11 protein-coding genes and 3 tRNA genes are annotated in these 18,227 nt (G+C 50.4%); 10 read left to right on the top strand and 4 right to left on the bottom strand.

All coding sequences use genetic code 11. The features are described from left to right. The first annotated feature begins 53 nt into the window (after positions 1-53). The 7 genes from dnaQ (at position 54) to DXV75_RS05275 (ending at position 4,894) form a co-directional block, all read left to right on the top strand. On the top strand, positions 54-773 hold the full coding sequence (gene dnaQ / locus DXV75_RS05305) for a DNA polymerase III subunit epsilon (protein ID WP_115592348.1): 720 nt from the start codon (positions 54-56) through the stop codon (positions 771-773). A gap of 17 nt (positions 774-790) precedes the next feature. Continuing rightward, on the top strand, positions 791-2,119 hold the full coding sequence (locus DXV75_RS05300) for a TIGR03503 family protein (protein WP_115592499.1): 1,329 nt from the start codon (positions 791-793) through the stop codon (positions 2,117-2,119). 200 nt (positions 2,120-2,319) lie between these two features. Beyond that, positions 2,320-2,396 (top strand) — tRNA-Asp (locus DXV75_RS05295). Positions 2,397-2,423: 27 nt separating this feature from the next. Then, positions 2,424-2,500 (top strand) — tRNA-Asp (locus DXV75_RS05290). 29 nt (positions 2,501-2,529) lie between these two features. Beyond that, positions 2,530-2,606, top strand: a tRNA-Asp gene (locus tag DXV75_RS05285). A gap of 357 nt (positions 2,607-2,963) precedes the next feature. Further along, positions 2,964-3,662 carry a lipoprotein-releasing ABC transporter ATP-binding protein LolD gene (lolD, locus tag DXV75_RS05280; protein ID WP_115592347.1) on the top strand — a complete coding sequence of 233 codons (699 nt, stop codon included), beginning with the start codon at positions 2,964-2,966 and terminating at the stop codon, positions 3,660-3,662. Further along, complete coding sequence (locus DXV75_RS05275; RefSeq protein ID WP_115592346.1) at positions 3,659-4,894, top strand: lipoprotein-releasing ABC transporter permease subunit; 1,236 nt, start codon at positions 3,659-3,661, stop codon at positions 4,892-4,894. Before lolD ends, DXV75_RS05275 begins: the two co-directional genes overlap by 4 nt. An 11-nt stretch (positions 4,895-4,905) precedes the next feature. On the opposite strand, the gene DXV75_RS05270 is transcribed toward DXV75_RS05275, so the two are convergent. Continuing rightward, the gene (locus tag DXV75_RS05270; protein ID WP_115592345.1) at positions 4,906-6,252 is read right to left on the bottom strand and encodes a dicarboxylate/amino acid:cation symporter; all 1,347 of its coding nucleotides are present in this window, start codon (positions 6,250-6,252) and stop codon (positions 4,906-4,908) included. Positions 6,253-6,371: 119 nt separating this feature from the next. Here DXV75_RS05270 and DXV75_RS05265 point away from each other — a divergent pair, with 119 nt between their 5' ends. Continuing rightward, on the top strand, positions 6,372-8,561 hold the full coding sequence (locus DXV75_RS05265; protein ID WP_115592344.1) for an Ig-like domain-containing protein: 2,190 nt from the start codon (positions 6,372-6,374) through the stop codon (positions 8,559-8,561). A 133-nt stretch (positions 8,562-8,694) separates the two neighbouring features. Here DXV75_RS05265 and astB read toward each other — a convergent pair whose 3' ends face one another. Beyond that, positions 8,695-10,035, bottom strand: a complete 1,341-nt coding sequence (gene astB, locus DXV75_RS05260; protein ID WP_115592343.1) for an N-succinylarginine dihydrolase — start codon at positions 10,033-10,035, stop codon at positions 8,695-8,697. A gap of 362 nt (positions 10,036-10,397) precedes the next feature. Between astB and topA the strand changes: the two genes are divergently transcribed. Together topA and DXV75_RS05250 are read left to right on the top strand one after the other, a co-directional pair. Further along, entirely contained in the window at positions 10,398-13,031 is a 2,634-nt protein-coding gene (gene topA, locus DXV75_RS05255) for a type I DNA topoisomerase (protein ID WP_115592342.1), read from the top strand. 23 nt (positions 13,032-13,054) lie between these two features. Further along, positions 13,055-13,603 carry a DUF2058 domain-containing protein gene (locus DXV75_RS05250; protein WP_115592341.1) on the top strand — a complete coding sequence of 183 codons (549 nt, stop codon included), beginning with the start codon at positions 13,055-13,057 and terminating at the stop codon, positions 13,601-13,603. Between the two features lie 20 nt (positions 13,604-13,623). Here DXV75_RS05250 and DXV75_RS05245 read toward each other — a convergent pair whose 3' ends face one another. Next, positions 13,624-14,613, bottom strand: coding sequence for an oxidoreductase family protein (locus DXV75_RS05245; protein ID WP_115592340.1), 990 nt, complete (start codon positions 14,611-14,613; stop codon positions 13,624-13,626). 46 nt (positions 14,614-14,659) lie between these two features. Beyond that, positions 14,660-17,806, bottom strand: a complete 3,147-nt coding sequence (gene rne / locus DXV75_RS05240) for a ribonuclease E (RefSeq protein ID WP_115592339.1) — start codon at positions 17,804-17,806, stop codon at positions 14,660-14,662. Positions 17,807-18,227 lie beyond the last annotated feature (421 nt).

Below are 18,227 nucleotides of genomic sequence, written 5' to 3'. Positions count from 1 at the left end.
TGCTGAGGGCTTGATATACTAGCAAAAAAGCAGGATGAAATTTTAGAGATATCATGCGTCAAATAGTACTGGATACCGAAACTACTGGTATTGACCCAAAAGAAGGCCATCGCATCATCGAAATCGGGTGTGTTGAAGTTATCAATCGTCGCCTTTCCGGCAACCACTTTCACGTTTACATTAATCCTGAACGGGAAGTGGAGCAGGAAGCCGTTGAAGTTCACGGGATCACAAACGAATTTCTGGCCGACAAGCCCAAGTTCCGTGAGGTTGCGGCAGATTTCGTAGAGTTCATTCGCGGCGCTCAACTGGTTATTCATAATGCCCCGTTTGACGTCGGCTTTATGGACCATGAATTTGGCCAGTGTCCGACAACGCATGGAATCATAACTTCTGAGATTTGCGGCGTGCTGGATACTTTGGTGATGGCCAGGAAAATGCACCCTGGTCAGAAGAACAACCTGGATGCGTTGTGCAAACGCTACGGTATAGACAACAGCCATCGTGACCTTCACGGCGCATTGCTGGATGCCGAAATCCTGGCCGATGTTTACCTGATAATGACGGGTGGCCAGACCAAATTGAATTTGGCCGGTCAGAACAATGAAGAGGGGGATGCCAGTGGCAACGGTATTCGCCGAGTGGCCTTAAATGGAAATAAATTAAAGGTTATTCGCGCCAGCGCCGATGAATTGGAACAACATGAAGCGCGATTGGATATTGTGCAAAAAAGCGGTGGGCAGTGCTTGTGGCGAGTGTCTTCAGACCAGTAATCAGTGAGAAATTCAGCTTGTTCCGGCCTAAGCTGTGGCTGGCTGGCCTGGCGGCATTGTGCTGTTTCTACGCGTCAGCCCAGCAACAAGCATCAGATGCAGTAAATCCAACCGCCGAATCGCCTATTGAGCAGCTCGGCAGCGAGTTTCATAATTCCATTCAGTTGCTGCAAAACCGCTTTCGGGTTGATCACAACGTTGAAGAGTTGACCCTGGTGTTTTTTCGGGAGTACGGTTCTGCCCCGGTTGTGCTGGTTCAGCCGGACGGTTCGAAAATTTTTCAAGGCCAGGTGGAGGACATGGATGAAGATGGCCCTATGTACTGGTTTTACACCGAAACTTATGATCTGATTCGTATTAAAAATCCGGTACCCGGCCCCTGGCAGGCAGTAGGGCAGGTTTTGCCAGGCAGCCGGGCAATGGTTCTGTCGGACCTCAAACTGCATGTGGCTCCGTTGCCGTCGATGATTTTTTCCGGTGAAATTCTCAAGCAGACGGCGCACCTGACGAACGGAGGCAAGCCGTTGGAGTTTAATCAGTTTCGTGACCTGGTCGAGCTGACCTTCGAACTTATCAGCACTAATAACCCTGATTTTGACAACTTTGGCGCCGATAATGAGCTGGTTGCCCGGTTCGAGGATAATGGCCGCGGAATGGATGAGGCGCCTCTGGACGGGGTATTTACCGGTCAGTTCAACCTGTCGGTACCTGCAGGCGAATGGACACCGGTATTTCGGGTTTCTACCCCCATGTTCACCCGCGAACAGGTTGAGCCGGAGCTGCGCCTGCATCCCAATCCAGTCAACGTTTCTGTAGTGCAGGACTCAGGCGAGGAGGGCTACCATGCTCTGTTAATTGATGCGAACCGCGAACTGGTAAAAATGGACACGCTGCTGGTGGACGGAAAAATTCGTTACCCTAACGGAGATATGCAAAATTTTTCCCTGACCAAACTCAGTAGTGATATCCGGGAACATCGCATTATTGCCTACGAAGAAGGCATTTTCAGAGTCAAGCTAACGGCCTATGGCAGTACCGTGAATGGCCGTGAGTTTATTTTGGATGTGCCGGAGTTTACCTTTTTAGCTGAATTTCCTGTCCCAGAAGAAGAGTTTATCGAGGAAGTCTCCGAATTAGAGCTGCAGGCCCCCTTTGATGAAGAAACTTTATCTGACGAAATACCGTCAGATTACGAATTGGTAGCCACTATATCGCCAGAATCTGAACCCGAGATGGATTCCGCAACATTGACAATGTGGTTGCTGGCCGTTAACGGAAGTATTTTGATGGCAGGGGGAATGATTGTCGGGTTGCTGATATGGCGCAGACGAAAATTGGCAGCTTAGGCTTTTGGGTTGTACGCATTTTCGCCTCGCTGGTGGCTATTGCATCAATATGGTGATAAATCAGGCAAACAGTGCGCTGCGGGCAATATATTCAAAAAAAACCGTTGACTCTGCTAGGGTGAAACCGTATTATCTGCGCCGCAGTGAGGGCAGGGCGATTCTAGAATTGCTTGTAACTTGCTGATATATTTGAAAATTGTGGAGCGGTAGTTCAGTTGGTTAGAATACCGGCCTGTCACGCCGGGGGTCGCGGGTTCGAGTCCCGTCCGCTCCGCCACTTTTCAAATCGAAACACTTGGTCTTCGGAGCGGTAGTTCAGTTGGTTAGAATACCGGCCTGTCACGCCGGGGGTCGCGGGTTCGAGTCCCGTCCGCTCCGCCATTTCGTTTCACACAATTTATTCCCTTTGCGGAGCGGTAGTTCAGTTGGTTAGAATACCGGCCTGTCACGCCGGGGGTCGCGGGTTCGAGTCCCGTCCGCTCCGCCATTCAAGGGAAAGCAATAAGCCACCGCGAGGTGGTTTTTTTGTGCCTGAAAAAAGCAGAACGAGAATCCCCAAAGCAGGTTTTGCGTATCTTTCGGGAAAGGAAAAACAAACCTGAGTGCTTCCATGGCTACGTTGTTCGCCATTTACTTAGCTGACTAAGCTTCATGGCTCTCGCCTTGCCCTGAAAGCACTCTGAGAGAACAAATTTCGAACAGCAAAGATCATCAGGCCCTAGAAATCCTTAAACCACATTAATCGTTTTTCGCTGCACTCCATACCTAGAATAAGATGGCATTGGATACAGCATTCTTGTTACCATTTCCAACTTGTGTTCAGCGGAAAATATAAGAATAGGATATGGAACAACTGTTGGCCTGCCGGCATATCAGTAAGCATTACCATGATGGCGAAAACAACACACAGGTATTGAATGATGTGTCTTTCTCTGTTTCACCGGGGGAACAGGTCGCGATTCTGGGTAGCTCCGGTTCTGGTAAAAGCACCTTGCTGCACATTTTAGGGGGGTTGGATAAGCCCAGTCAGGGTGAGGTTGAATTTCAGGGGCAGTCGCTGTTTGGAATGAAAGCTTCTGAGCTGTCGAGGCTCAGAAACCGTCATATGGGTTTCATTTATCAGTTCCATCACCTGCTCGCGGAATTCAGCGCGCTTGAAAACGTCGCTATGCCGCTGTTGATTGGCGGCATGAAAGAATCTGAGGCGATCACACAGGCGAAAAGCATGCTGGAGCATGTTGGGCTCCAGCATCGGTTGTCACACAAACCCTCTGAACTTTCAGGTGGAGAACGTCAGCGAGTGGCTATTGCCAGAGCGTTAGTGACACGTCCTTCGGTTGTACTCGCCGATGAACCGACAGGTAACCTTGACCACAAAACTGGTTTGCAGGTTTACAACCTGTTGAAATCACTGAGCGAACAACTCAACACCAGTTTTGTTGTGGTTACCCATGACAATGCTCTGGCTGATAAAATGGATAGGGTTCTTACTCTTCAGGACGGTCAGTTATCGCTGGTTCGCGAAGGGAGTGAACTGAGTTGAATCTTGCCTGGAAACTGGCCCGCCGCTTCAGGCGAGGTAAACAGCAAAGTCGCTTCGTTTCTTTTATTTCTTTTTCATCTACTTTTGGTGTCGGATTGGGCTGTTTTGTCCTTATCACGCTGTTATCAATTATGAATGGTTTTGAGCACGAGCTGACCCAGCGCATCCTGTCAGTGATCCCTCACGGTGAGCTCTACTCCGTCAACCAGCGTGGCATTGCGGATTGGCAGGAACATCAGCGTCAGTTTCAACAGCGTGAGGATATCCTTAAGGTTGAACCCTACACAAAGATTACCGGAATGCTGCAGCATAAGGGGGCTCTTAAAGCAGTTGAATTGACGGGTATGGCCTATCAGGAACAATCTGCGGATGCATTTTCGCAGGAAGTGGATGAACAGGACTGGCAACGTTTTCTGGCTACACCAGATGGTGTTTTGCTGGGGAACGGGATCATGCAAAAGCTCAGTCTGGACATTGGGGATAATATTCAGATCCTTATCCCGACGGTTACCGACGATCTCAGTTTCAAAGCGCCTAAGACCGTAAAACTGACCATCGCCGGGCGTTTGATTATTGGCGGAGAACTGGACAATTACCTTGGTATCATGCACCTTTCCCGTGCGTCAGAAGTGGCGGGTATTCAAAGTGGTGCCCAAGGGTTACGTTTTACCCTTGAGAACCCGTTTGGTGCTTACGCTACAATGCGTGAAATAGGCTTCGCGTTTCCCCAGGCCGTGTACATGTCAGACTGGACCCGAACCCAGGGGCATCTTTACCAGGACATTCAATTGGTCCGCACCGTGGTTTATATCGCCTTGACACTGGTGATTGCGGTGGCCTGCTTTAACATTGTTTCCACCCTGGTGATGTCAGTGCGGGAAAAACGTGCAGCCATTGCGATTTTAAAAACCATGGGTGCTGATGATGGGCTGATTCGGCAGACATTTGTGATCCAGGGGGTTCTGAACGGGGTGATAGGTATTGTTGCCGGAACCGGCATGGCGTTACTGATCGCGCCGAATTTATCCGCTATTGTCGCCTGGCTGGAATCCCTAACGGGTATTACATTACTTTCCGGTGATGTCTATTTTATTAACTTTTTACCGTCACAATTGCATTGGCAGGATGTGGCGTTTACTGTGCTGATTGCATTTGTGCTATGTGTTGTAGCGACGCTGTACCCGGCACAACGTGCGGTGAGAGTTTCGCCGGCCCGCGCGTTAAACGGCTAGCCGGCGTTATTTCAGGCGTTGCGGTCGAAGTGATGGAAATCCAGTTCTTCCTCGCGTTCGCCGGCTTCCGGGTCGTTGTAGACCTGTTCGTTTAGTTCACCCTCAGTCTTGGCGACAATGCAGGCAACCGTGCAGTCGCCGGTAATGTTTACCGCCGTTCGGGTCATATCCAGCAGGCGGTCCACGCCAATGATAAGCGCAATACCTTCAACTGGCAGGTTAACCTGCTGCAGCACCATGGCCAGCATGATCAATCCAACGCCCGGAACACCCGCAGTACCAACGGAAGCAAGTGTGGCCGTCAGAACCACCATGATGTAATCACTGGCCGACAAGTCCACAGCGTAAACCTGGGCGATGAATACCGTTGCTACACCTTGCATGATGGCAGTGCCGTCCATATTGATGGTGGCGCCAAGAGGCAGTGTGAAAGAAGATACCGAGTTGCCTACGCCCAATTTATTGCGGGCGGTTTCCATGGTTACCGGTAGAGTGGCACTGCTGCTGGATGTGCTGAATGCGAACAGCGCAGCGTCACGCATCTTTTTTATAAGAATCAATGGGTTGAGGCCGGTTAGCAGTTTCAGCATTATTGGGTAGGTAATAAAGGCATGCAGCGCCAGGACCACCAGTACCAGGAAGAAGTATTTGGCCAGGCTGGCGATAGTTCCCAGGCCTATGGTGGCGAAAAGTTTGGCCATTAATACGAATACGCCATAAGGAGCCAGGTTCATTATGATGGTAACCAATCGCATGATGACGGTGTTAACGTCTTCAAAAAACGCCCCTAAACGTTTACCTGCTTCTCCGGTCATCGCCATTGCAATACCAAACAGTACTGCAAATACAATGATTTGAAGCATGTTTCCTTCCGCCATGGCATTAATGGGATTGGCGGGGAACATATTGACAATAACATCAGAAAGCGAGGGGGCTTGCTTGGCAGCGTAGTCAGCTTCGGTAGTGAGATTCAGGCCTTCACCGGGTGCCACCAGTAAACCCATGCTGATTGCCAGTGTTACCGCAATGGCAGTAGTGAGAATATACAGGCCAACGGACTTTGCGCCCAGACGCCCCAATTTGCTGGGGTCGGTCAGGCTGCAGGTTCCGCAAATCAGTGATACCAATACCAGTGGGACAACCAGCATTTTCAGGCTGGCTATGAAGATTTGGCCGACGGTTGAAAATATACCTTCTACCAGAATGCCATACGTGGAAACCTCTATTCCAAATATCGAAAAGCGTAGATCTCCGTTATCATCGAATAGAATTTGAAGCAGAAAGCCGATCAAGATTCCGGCGGTCATGCCGATAAAAATTCTCGTGGTTAAGCTGTATTTGTGTGCGGTTTGAGACATGAATGTTCCCTGAGCGTTATGTTCTTATTCTAAATTGCCCGATTAGTTTGCCAGATTTTGTAGAGATTTAAACGTAAAACGACCCAATAGTCATCAATAAGAGGTCCAGGAAGACAACTATGAGAGCATTTGCTAAGTCGCTGACCCTATTCAGCACGTTGTTACTGCTAATTGCCTGCGGAGGCGGTGGTTCCCTCGACAGAGGCGACAACACCCCTGGTGAAGGCGGTGGTGAGTCAGAACCGGCCATTAATATCAGTCTGGAAATGGTCAATGCCAATGGTGAGTCTGACAAAGCCTTGTCGATTGGTAACCCTTTGACCATCCTGGCAACTGTGACTGACGAGAGCGGAGCACCGATCGACGCATCGGTGGTGTTTGCTTCCAACCCGGCTAACATGGCGGTGTTTGCTGGAAACGGCATTGCGACCACCAACTCCAGCGGTCTGGCAGCCATGGTGATGACTGTGGGAGCGGGGGCCGGAGGCGGTGAAATTTCCGCAACTGTGACTTCCGGTGACTTGACAAAAACCGCTACCATTACCTTTACCTCCAGTGGTAACGGCCAGGGCAGCCTTGAACCTGCGACTCTGGAACTGTATTCCAGTGCAGTGCAAATGGCATCCAGTGGTTCTGACAAGGTTGAGTTGATAGCGTTAGTCAAAAATGCTCAAAGCGTGTTGATGGAAGGGGTAGACGTAAGTTTCTCCACGTCATCCGATGCCGGTGTTGAACTGCAGGTGACCCAGGGTGAATCTGCCGCGGATGGCACAGCCCGGGCGATGCTTTCTACCCAAAATAATGCCGCTAACCGCACCATTACCGTTACTGCGCAAACCGGCACGCTGACCCAGTCAGTCGACATTCTTATCACCGGTACCGAAGTTTTCATTAACGGAAGCCGTTCCATCACTTTGGGCGACACCGTTGATTTAACGTTGCGTGTGCAGGACTCCGACGGTGTCGCGATTGCCAACCAGGCCATTGAAGTGACTGCCGATAAGGGAACCCTGTCGAGTTCATCTGTTGTCAGTGGCGCAGATGGCCAGGCAACGGTTCAGTATACCGGTGGTGAGTCTGGTGTGGCAGTTATCAGTGCCAGTGCATTGAACGCCAGTGGTGAACTGGAAATCAACGTTCAGGAAGACGCTTTCTCTTTCACCACTTATCCTGAAGATGATGTGGAACTGGGTGAAGAAGTTACCCTTACGGTAACCTGGAACCGCGAAGGCAGCCCTTTTGTGGGTGGTGATGTGACCTTTACGGCTTCCCGTGGAACCATCGTTTCCGGTGCTACTGGTACCACAGACGCAAGCGGCCAGGCAAGCTTTACGCTTCGCTCCGATAATGCCGGTGGCTCTTCTATTACAGCGACTGGTACCGACTCGGAAGGTGAAGAAGTTAGTGCTCGGGTACAGGTTGAATTCGTGGCAACAGTGCCGGCTACCGTCCAGGTTGACGCCAGTCCCGATCAAATTGGCCCGGACGGACAGACCAGTACCATTACCGCGATAGTTAAAGACGCTTCCGGTAACCTGGTAAAAGGTGCGGTGGTTAGCTTTAACGTAGACGATACCAGCACGGGCTCCGTTTCTCCTTCGCAGGCAACCACTGACAGTAACGGTGTGGCTTCCACGGTATTTACTTCGGGTTCAGTTACCAGCGAAGATGCAGTACTGATTCGGGCTGAAATTGGCAACAATTCAGCGGTGTTTGATACCGTTACGCTGACAGTGGGTAAGCGTGCATTTGATGTGTCCATTGGTACAGGTAATGTTCTGCAGGTTGTAGATGACTCTACCTATCTCAAAGAGTTTGCAGTATTCGTTACAGATTCAGCAGGTCAGCCGGTTGAAAATGTTGAACTGACAGCATCATCAACTCCGATCAAGCTCAGTAAAGGCGGGGTATATCGAAAAGGTACCTGGGGATGGGACGGTGATGTCTGGTTCCCAATGGTTTCTGCGACCTGTGATAATGAAGATCAAAATGAAAATGGTATCCTGGAATCTTCTGAAGATTTCAATAATGACAACTTCCTGACTCCTGGTATCGTCGGTTCGTTGAGCTTCAAGAACGGTAGCATCACTGATGCGAATGGTCAGGCAACACTTCAACTGCGTTACCCGAAGGCTTATGCGATTTGGTATGACTCTGAAGTGTCTGTGTTCGCTGAGTCGTTCGGAAGTGAAGCCAGTGCATCCATGAAGTTCAATTACAGTATTGCTTCTTCAGACATTGATGATGAGGCAGCTCCGCCACCTGATAGCCCGTTTGGTACCGGTACACTGTGTTCCGATACTGAATAGATAGTGCTGAAAAGCAAACAAAAGCCCGGGATATCCGGGCTTTTTGCTATTTATCAGTATTATTCGTCAGTTTGAATCCATTCGCGTAACGGCAGGCATTAAAAAGCCCGGTCTTCGCCGGGCTTGTAAATAGTTAGTCCTGCTGAAACGGGTAAACAGAGCCAAGTTTGAGCAACTGGGTCAGTTCGTCCAGCGCAGTGCGGGATTCAATCAGCAATTGTGGGTCGCGTAAATCCGCTTCGTTCAGTTCATCACGGTAGTGTTTATCAACCCAACGGTTGAGACGGTCAAACTGGGCATCATTAATCAGGGTGTTGGGGTTAACCGCATCCAGCTCCTGTTGGTCCAGTGCTACGCGCAATCTCAGGCAAGCAGGGCCACCGCCGTTGCGCATACTTTGTTTTACGTCAAAATAATTGACCGACTTAATTGGGGTGTTGAGCGTCACCAGTTCGTTCAGATACCGGTAAACTGATTCATTCTCCTGGCACTCGGTAGGGGCAATGATGGTCATATTTCCATCAGGCAGAGTGAGGATCTGGGTATTGAACAGGTAAGATTTAACCGCATCCTGAACCGAAACCGCGTCGCTGCTGACCTCAATAAAATGCAGGGGAGAGTCGCCAAATTTACGGCGAGTTTCCGCAAGAGCGTCTTCCTTGTTATAGAATGCCTGCTCGTGGAAAAACAGCACATTCTGATTGCCGACTGCAATTACGTCGTTATGGAATACACCCTGATCTATTACGTCGGGGTTTTGCTGGACATATACCACGCTATCTTCGTCCAGGCCATGCAGGCGCGCAATAGCCTGGCATGCTTCCAGAGTCTGGCGGGCAGGGTATTTTCTGGGCGCGGGTTTACTGGTGTCAAAGGCATAACGCCCGTAAACAAACATCTCTACACCTGAGTGTCCGTAGCTCGAACACAAGCGTGTGTGATTTGCCGCACCTTCGTCACCAAAGTGCTCGTTGTCCGGCAGGTGAGCGTGGTGAGCAAAATATTTCTCGTTGGCGAACGTTGCCTTAAGGATGCGTCCGGTAACTTCAGGCTCCAGCGAACGGTGAAATTTGTTAGTCAGATTAGCCGGGGTAAAATGAACACGTCCGTCCGCCGTATCGGCGCTGGGAGAGACGGTGGCGGCATTTGCGGTCCACATGCTGGATGCAGAGCAGCAAGCCAGAAAAACCTCACGAGCCTGTTTAGCGGCTTGCTCAAGTACTGAAGCGTCGCTGCCACTGAAACCTAATCGGCGTAAGGTGGCAATGTCGGGGCGCTCCTGCGGGGCAAGAATGCCCTGAACCATGCCCATGTCGCTGAGTGCCTTCATTTTCGCCAGTCCCTGCTTGGCCGCCTGTTTGGGACTGCTGATTGCGTTTGCGTTGCTTTGGGAGGCTACATTGCCGAACGACAGGCCTGCATAATTATGGGTAGGGCCGACCAGACCGTCGAAATTTACTTCAAATTGTTTCATATATCCCTCTTTGAACCATGGAACTGGCGATGTCTCCATGGAAATCTTTGATTTACTATCGACAAAAAGCACTTGATTGGTGTAGGTTCTGCACCAATTCAAAATGGCTGTATGTGAAAGAGAATGAGCGGCATTATACGGGTTTTCCGGACATTGCCAACGTAACTGGTTAAAAAGTGTACGTATTGATTGGCGTTCAGACCTTTATATAAGAATAAGTATTAAGAAGATCTTGTTTTCCATTCACTTTGTAGATATATGTTTAAAATGATCAGACGCCCGCAGGGCAGTTTCCCGGCGTCTGTCCTGAATTCTCACTGAGGCAAATAGCCCATAAAAATCAAAAGGTTTGGTTCAATTATATGGCAAAGTCACTGGTCATAGTCGAGTCGCCGGCCAAAGCGAAGACGATAAATAAATATCTCGGTAAAAATTTTATCGTGAAATCGTCCGTTGGCCACGTCCGCGATCTCCCGACCAAAGCGCTCGGAAAAGTAGAACCGAAAAAAAGCGCCAAAGAATTAAAGAACTACTCCGAAGCTGAAAAGCAGGAGTATCTGAGAAAGTACGAATATCAAAAGCTTGTTGATCGCATGGGCGTTGATCCTGAGCGGGACTGGCAGGCTCATTATCAGGTGCTGCAGGGTAAAGAGAAAGTTGTCAATGAACTGAAAAAACTGGCGAAAGACGCTGATACGGTTTATCTGGCAACGGATTTGGACCGCGAAGGGGAGGCGATAGCCTGGCATCTGCGGGAACTTCTTGGCAATAAAAACACCCAGTACCAGCGCGTGGTATTCAACGAAATTACCAAAAATGCCATACAGGAAGCTTTTTCGCATCCTGGTGAGGTGAATGTTGATAGAGTTAACGCACAGCAGGCCCGGCGTTTTCTTGACCGGGTAGTGGGCTTTATGGTTTCCCCGCTGTTATGGAAAAAAATTGCCCGGGGGCTGTCTGCAGGTCGTGTACAATCGGTTGCGGTGCGCCTGGTGGTGGAACGGGAACGTGAAATCAAGGCTTTTGTGCCGGAGGAGTTCTGGGACATACATGCTGATCTGACGACCTCTGAGCGCTCTGCTCTGAGAATGCTGGTCAATCGTTATCAGGACAAAGCCTTTAAACCGGTCAATAAGGCTGATGCAGACAAGGCAGTGGCGCAACTTGACGGTGCCAGTTATGTGGTTGAGAGCCGCGAATCCAAACCAACCCAAAGCCGACCGTCTGCACCGTTTATTACTTCGACGCTACAACAGGCCGCAAGTACCAGGCTGGGATTCGGAGTCAAGAAAACCATGATGATGGCCCAACGCTTATACGAAGCGGGCCACATTACCTATATGCGTACCGATTCGACCAATCTGAGCCAGGAGGCACTGGATAGCTGCCGGGCCTATATCGATGATAATTTTGGTGCCGCCTATTTACCGGATTCTTCTCTGCGCTATGGCAGCAAGGAAGGGGCCCAGGAGGCTCACGAGGCCATCCGACCGTCGAATGTAATGGTTAAGTCTGAGTCTTTGAGTGACATGGAGCGCGATGCCCAGCGTTTGTACGAACTGATTTGGCGACAGTTTGTGGCCTGCCAGATGACACCGGCCAAATACGATGCCACTACCATCAAGGTTGCGGCCGGGGATTACGAACTGACGGCCAAAGGCCGGGTATTGAAGTTTGACGGTTGGACCAAGGTTCAGCCACAGTTGCGTAAAAAGGGTGAAGAAGAACTGATGCTGCCGGATGTGCAGAAAGGCGACAAACTGGCCCTTCAGGCTCTCGATCCCAAACAGCACTTTACCAAGCCGGTCGCCCGTTTCAATGAAGCCTCACTGGTAAAAGAACTGGAAAAGCGTGGAATTGGCCGTCCTTCCACCTACGCAAGCATTATCTCTACCATTCAGGACCGTGGTTATGTACGGCTTGAAAATAAGCGTTTTTATGCAGAGAAAATGGGTGAGATTGTTAATGATCGTTTGATGGAAAATTTCGACGATTTGATGAACTACGACTTCACCGCCAACATGGAGCAACGTCTGGACGACATTGCCGAAGGCAAGAAAAACTGGAAGCAGGTTCTCAACGATTTCTATTCAGAATTCTATGGCAAGCTGCTGGCTGCCGAAAAAGATCCTGAAGAGGGAGGCATGCGCGCAAACCAGGCGGTGCCTGCCGGAATCAATTGTGATAAGTGTGGCCGTGAGATGAATGTCCGTACTGCCAGTACAGGGGTTTTTCTTGGCTGCTCTGGCTACAATCTGCCGCCTAAAGAGCGTTGCACCAACACCATGAACCTTACCTCAGGCGATGAGGTTGTTAAGGTAGACGACGAAGAGGAACTTGAAACCGAAGCTTTGCGCGCTAAGCGTCGCTGTGATATTTGCGGTACTGCAATGGATACTTATCTGGTGGATGAAACCCGTAAGTTGCATGTATGCGGCAACACGCCGACCTGTCCGGGCACTTATGTAGAAAGCGGAACCTTCAAAATAAAGGGCTATGACGGACCAGTTATTGAGTGCGATAAGTGCGGCAGCAATATGGAACTCAAAACCGGCCGGTTTGGTAAATATTTTGGTTGCACCAACGAAGCGTGCAAGAATACACGTAAACTGTTGCGCAACGGGGAGGCAGCACCACCTAAGGAAGATCCAGTGGATTTGCCTGAGCTACCCTGTTCACAATCGGACGCTCATTTTGTTTTAAGAGACGGGGCTTCCGGCATTTTCCTGGCGGCTCACAATTTTCCCAAATCAAGGGAAACCCGTGCTCCAATGGTGGAAGAACTGGCGCGTTTTCGCGATAGATTGTCGCCAAAATTTTATTACCTGGCGGATGCGCCCAAGACAGACCCGGAAGGTAATCCGGCCATCGTTCGCTACAGCCGCAAGACCAAACAGCAGTACGTGATGTCAGAAAATGAGCAGGGTAAAGCTACCGGCTGGTCAGCCTGGTTCCAGGATGGAAAATGGCAGCAGCAAAGTGGTAAAAAGAAATAGTTAACATAAGCAGGTAGAAGATTTTGGCAACGTCATTGCAGGATCAGTTACTAAAGGCGGGTCTGGCTGATAAATCCAGCGCCCGTCAGGCTCGCGCCGATAAACGTAAAAAGCAGAAGCTCAAAAACAAGAGCAAGCAAGTCGACTTGGATGAAAATAAACTCGCTGCGCTACAGGCGACAGAGCAGAAGAAGGCCCGTGATCGTGCCCTGAATCAGGAGCGTCAGCAGGAACTGGAAAAACGTTCAGTTGCAGCTCAGGTGCGTCAGCTGATAACCATGAATGTCCAGAGTAAGGGCAATGGTGAAACGGTTCTTAACTTCTCTGACAACAATCTGGTAAAGCGGATGTATGTTAGTGCGGAAGTTCACAAGTTGGTTACCCAGGGCCGTCTGACCGTCGTGCGGCTGGACGAAGGTTACGAACTGGTGCCCACTCCGGTAGCAGACAAGATTGCACAACGCGATGAATTTAGCGTGGTGTACCGTGCTGACAGTCATCAGGAAGAATCCGGTGCTGAAGACGATGACTGGTACGCCGATTACCAGATCCCGGATGATCTGACCTGGTAATGTGCTGAGAAAATGCTGGCCTAATCCGCCAGTATTTTTAATGCCCTTTGGGTCTGACTTTTAAGCAAAGCATTGATTTTCCAGTGGCCCGGGCTCCAGCCCGCAAGAAAGCGGTGAAAATCGGCGCAGGCAATATCAGTACGGACACGCCAGTCCGCTGTAACCTCATTGGCTTTTTGATGACCGGATTTGTTGGCAATAACTCGCCACAGGTATTCAAAATAATTGTCGACCAATTCATCAAAATGTACCTTTTGCTCCGACTCTTCTAACGCGCTCCCTAAAAAATACACCAGGTCCTGTACTCCAATGCCTTTTCCTGTGTACTGAAAATCCACTGCCGCAGCCTGGCTGAAATCCGGCGTAAAACAGAAGTTGGCAACTTTTGCGTCGCCATGCAGAAGAGTCTGGTAAGGGCTGCAGAATAGAGCCTTTTCGAGCTTGCTGGCTGAACTTTTCAGAGGTCCCCCCGGCATGGCCTCGAACTCCTTTTGTCGTGTGCCGAGATGCCAGTATGTGCCCCTTGACCACGTACCCGGAGTATCGATTCCGATAAATTGACCATGAAACTGCGCCAGCCACTGTAGTACCGGTTGGCATTGTTGTGCAGACAAAGTGGTGGGTGTGACGCTGAACCCGGAATACTTCAGGTCTTCCAGTACCAGCAGCGAAGTGTCCCTGCTTTGATATTGAAACAGTAGTTTCGCGCTGAAAGCAGGTGCGTTGAGTTGCGATTGGATGCGGGTGTAGAAGGCGGTTTCTACTCTGTATGATTCCAGTTTTCGGTTATGTGCGGTTTCGCTCGCCCAGCCTTTTGGATGCTCTGCAGCCTGGGGAGGGGAGATGATTTTTGCGACCCGGTACTCCTGGTTCTGCAATGAGTAATAACGCAGGCACTGGCCATAGCCACTCCACAAGGTTTGCAGCACTGACACCCGGCAGATATCCGGATCCTGAGTGGCAGATTTAAGCAACAGAATTAATGCAGGGTTTGGAAGTTCGGCGACCATAACAAAAAAAGCCGTGTCGGTTAGGACACGGCTTGGGAAGAGGGCACTAGGCCACTACTTCCGATTCAGGTTTGGTTGGCGGTGCGGACGCCCCTGACTTAATGTGTGCCATCGAAGCCAGTCGACCGGACACTGCCAGTTGCGGACGGCTATCGTCAGACCTTGGAGTCAGAGCTACTTCCCCGAAGGTGGCCTCTACCGACGCCGGCAGTGCCATTGGGTGTGACACATTTACCCGCCCTTTGCCACTGGCTATCTGTATTGTGGTAACTGGCGCTGGTGCTTTGGGCTTAGCCTTGGGTACACTCGATGTCTCAACCGCTTCCGTAACAACGTTGGTGGCTTCAGGATGGGTCTCTTCTGCAGAGGATTGAATTACGCCTTTGTCAGCAACACTATCTGCCGGCTCGGAAGATTCAGTCAGTTTAATTTCCACCTGTTCAGGTTCGTTTGCTGCCTCAGGGGCCGATTCTGCTGGTTCGTCTGCCTGTTTAAGCTGTGTTTCAGGCGTATCAAACTGCATTTCGTCCTGACGGATTTCCCCGGCCGCAGGCTTTGCCTTGGCTCTTGGTTTACGGCTCTTAGGCTTGGCTTCTGTTTCAACAATGCTATCTGCATCCTGAGCTTCTGTTTTAGTCTGCGTGTCGTTTACAGCCTCCACAGTTTCTGCAGCTACCTGAGCACTGGTATGCTCAACCGACTCTGCGTTTTGCTCCACTGAAGTTTCTTCAGATGCGCTTTCGTCATCTTTGACTTGCTCTTTCTTGCGGCGCTGTCCCGCTGCCCGAACATGACGAGGTGACCGGCGACTGCGGCTGCGGCCTCCGTTTTCACGTTTTTCCTGCTCGGCCTGGTCATTTTCACTGGCTCCAGAATCTGTATCTTCGCTGGTTACATTTTCCGGGGAACCAGTTGTCACCGCAGCAGTTTGTACCTGTTGGGTCTGGGCAGCCTTTTCGTTCGGTACTTCAACAGCGGTGAACTCAGGCGCATCGCCAGGCTGTTCATTTATCAGCTTGGTTTCCGCTACAACAGCTTCAGCGGTGCTTACTGGCTTCTTATCTTCAACAGTAGCAGGGGCTTGAGTTGACTTCGTTACCTCAGACTGAGTTTTATCAGAAGCGGCCACTCTTACACTGCGACGACCGTCACGACGCTTGCGACGCTCCGCAACCTGTTTGGGTTTGGAGTCAGTTGCCTTTTGCTCAGCGCTGCTGTCAGCCTGTACCTGGGTATCCTGAATACTTTGCTGCTCGTCACGGTTGTTGCGACGTGAACGATTGCCGCGCCCTTTACTGCGTCGGTCGTCCTGCTGGCGCGAACGATTTCCGCTCTGTTCTTCAGCATTGGTTTCGCTGTCAGCTGGTTTGCTGCGGCGATTTTTGTTGCTTCTTGAGCGGCGGTTGGTGTTGTCCTGATTACGCTGGCGGGAAGACTGGCCAGATTTCCCTTGTGCCTGCTTGGGCGTAGCTTCCGGCTTTTGCTCTTCTTCACTGCTGAACAACTCGCCCAGCCATTTACCAATTCGAGCAAACAAAGAAGGTGACTTAGCGGTTTCCTCGTTGGCTGGTTTTGCAGCAGGAGCAACCGGGGCCTGAGTCGGCGCCACCAAACCTTGCAGAGCTGGCTCTTCACGTTTGACCGGAGCAGCGACAGGCCGATCTGCCGGGGTTTCTTCAGAGGCGATCAGTTCAACGTTATAGCTGGCATCTGAAATAATATCGTCAGGACGGCGTCGGGTTACCTGATAGTGTGGCGTTTCCAGGTTTGCATTCGGGATCAGCAGCAATGAAACGCCGTGGCGTTTTTCGAGCGAGTTGATCGATTTGCGCTTTTCATTCAGCAAATAGGTTGCAACCGGAACCGGTAACTGGGCTTCAATTTGACCGGTATTGTCCTTGATGCTTTCCTCTTCAATGATGCGAAGAATGGAAAGGGCCAGCGATTCTGTTCCCCGAATGGTACCGTGACCAGAACAGCGCGGGCAGACATGGTGAGCAGATTCACCCAGGGAAGGGCGCAGGCGCTGGCGCGACATTTCCAGCAGGCCAAAACGGGAAATACGTCCCAGTTGGACCCGTGCACGGTCTGAGCGCACTGCATCTTTTAAACGGTTTTCAACTTCCCGCTGATGACGGGGAGGGGTCATGTCGATGAAGTCGATTACAACCAGACCACCCAAATCGCGCAAACGCAATTGGCGGGCGATTTCGTCTGCTGCTTCCAGATTAGTATTTAGTGCGGTCTCTTCAATATCACCGCCCTTGGTTGCGCGGGCGGAGTTGATATCGATTGAGGTCAGAGCTTCGGTCGGATCGATGACAATCGAGCCACCGGAAGGCAGTCGCACTTCACGCTGGAATGCGGATTCAATCTGGCTTTCGATTTGATAGTGACTGAATAATGGTACATCACCGGAATAAAGTTTTACCCGGCTTGCAAAGTCCGGCCGAACCAGTTGAATATGCTGCAATGCCTGTTCGTATACGCGGTTGTTGTCGATCAGGATTTCGCCGATATCACGACGCAGATAATCCCGAATTGCCCGCACGATGACGTTGGATTCCTGATGGATCAGGAAAGGAGCAGAGCGTTCTTCTGCTACTTTTGAGACAGCTTGCCAATGAGTGAGCAAGACTTTCAAATCCCATTCGAGTTCCTCGTAGGATTTGCCTACACCGGCAGTACGCACAATCAGCCCCATGCCATCTGGCAGGTCGAGCTTACTCAGAGCTGCCTTGAGTTCGGTACGCTCGTCGCCTTCAATGCGGCGGGAAATGCCGCCAGCACGAGGGTTGTTGGGCATCAGCACCAGGTAACTGCCAGCCAGTGACAGGAAAGTAGTCAGAGCAGCACCCTTTTGGCCTCGCTCTTCCTTATCAATCTGTACAATAACTTCCTGACCTTCTTTGATCACGTCCTTGATGTTTGGACGGCCGTCAAATTTGTAGCCTTTAGGGAAGTAGGTTCTGGCAATTTCTTTGAGAGGAAGGAAGCCGTGGCGTTCAGCACCGTAATCAACAAAAGCGGCTTCAAGGCTGGGTTCTACACGGGTAATTTTACCCTTGTAAATGTTCGCTTTTTTTTGTTCGTGCCCGGGACTTTCAATATCAAGATCATACAAACGTTGCCCATCAACCAGGGCAACCCGCAACTCTTCTTGTTGAGTTGCATTAATCAACATTCTTTTCATTGTATCTAACTCTGTTTTTTACAGCCGTTCAGATACAAAATTAAAGTGACATGTGCAAACCCTCACCGCGCAGCCTCACGGCCGGACGGGGACTTTGTTGTGTGTCGTATTACCCTTACATCGCAGATTTTCCCGGTTTGGATTCGGGTTTTTTGATGTCTTTCGGGTGCCGGGAACGACGGCCCTTAACCATTACGATAACGCTTTCCATCACCCTTCGATTGTGTTGCCAAAGGGGGATTGTCAATTCAATTCTGTATTTCTAAACGGCGAACTTTATTGTTTCTTGGGGCCTGGGTTGTGTGAAGTCGTCAAAAGGTTTTAGTACTACCTTTTTCGTAAGGCTGGCCATTTTGATTAATGTCAGGCCGACAACTCAGGCAAGTGGCTAACTTTAAGCTCTAACCGGTTTCACAGCACA

Origin of the sequence: Alteromonas aestuariivivens (assembly GCF_003367475.1) — a bacterium.
Taxonomy (GTDB): Bacteria; Pseudomonadota; Gammaproteobacteria; order Enterobacterales; family Alteromonadaceae; genus Alteromonas; species Alteromonas aestuariivivens.
The sequence above is the reverse complement of the archived record's forward strand: the minus strand, read 5'-3'. Positions and strand labels throughout refer to the sequence as shown.

What these genes read in the sequence shown, in the direction of transcription:
- dnaQ (WP_115592348.1), top strand. Translation starts at nt 54, where the DNA reads ATGCGTCAAATAGTACTGGATACCGAAACTACTGGTATTGACCCAAAA.
- lolD (WP_115592347.1), top strand. Translation starts at nt 2,964, where the DNA reads ATGGAACAACTGTTGGCCTGCCGGCATATCAGTAAGCATTACCATGAT.
- DXV75_RS05270 (WP_115592345.1), bottom strand. Translation starts at nt 6,252, where the DNA reads ATGTCTCAAACCGCACACAAATACAGCTTAACCACGAGAATTTTTATC.
- DXV75_RS05265 (WP_115592344.1), top strand. Translation starts at nt 6,372, where the DNA reads ATGAGAGCATTTGCTAAGTCGCTGACCCTATTCAGCACGTTGTTACTG.
- astB (WP_115592343.1), bottom strand. Translation starts at nt 10,035, where the DNA reads ATGAAACAATTTGAAGTAAATTTCGACGGTCTGGTCGGCCCTACCCAT.
- topA (WP_115592342.1), top strand. Translation starts at nt 10,398, where the DNA reads ATGGCAAAGTCACTGGTCATAGTCGAGTCGCCGGCCAAAGCGAAGACG.
- DXV75_RS05245 (WP_115592340.1), bottom strand. Translation starts at nt 14,613, where the DNA reads ATGGTCGCCGAACTTCCAAACCCTGCATTAATTCTGTTGCTTAAATCT.
- rne (WP_115592339.1), bottom strand. Translation starts at nt 17,806, where the DNA reads ATGAAAAGAATGTTGATTAATGCAACTCAACAAGAAGAGTTGCGGGTT.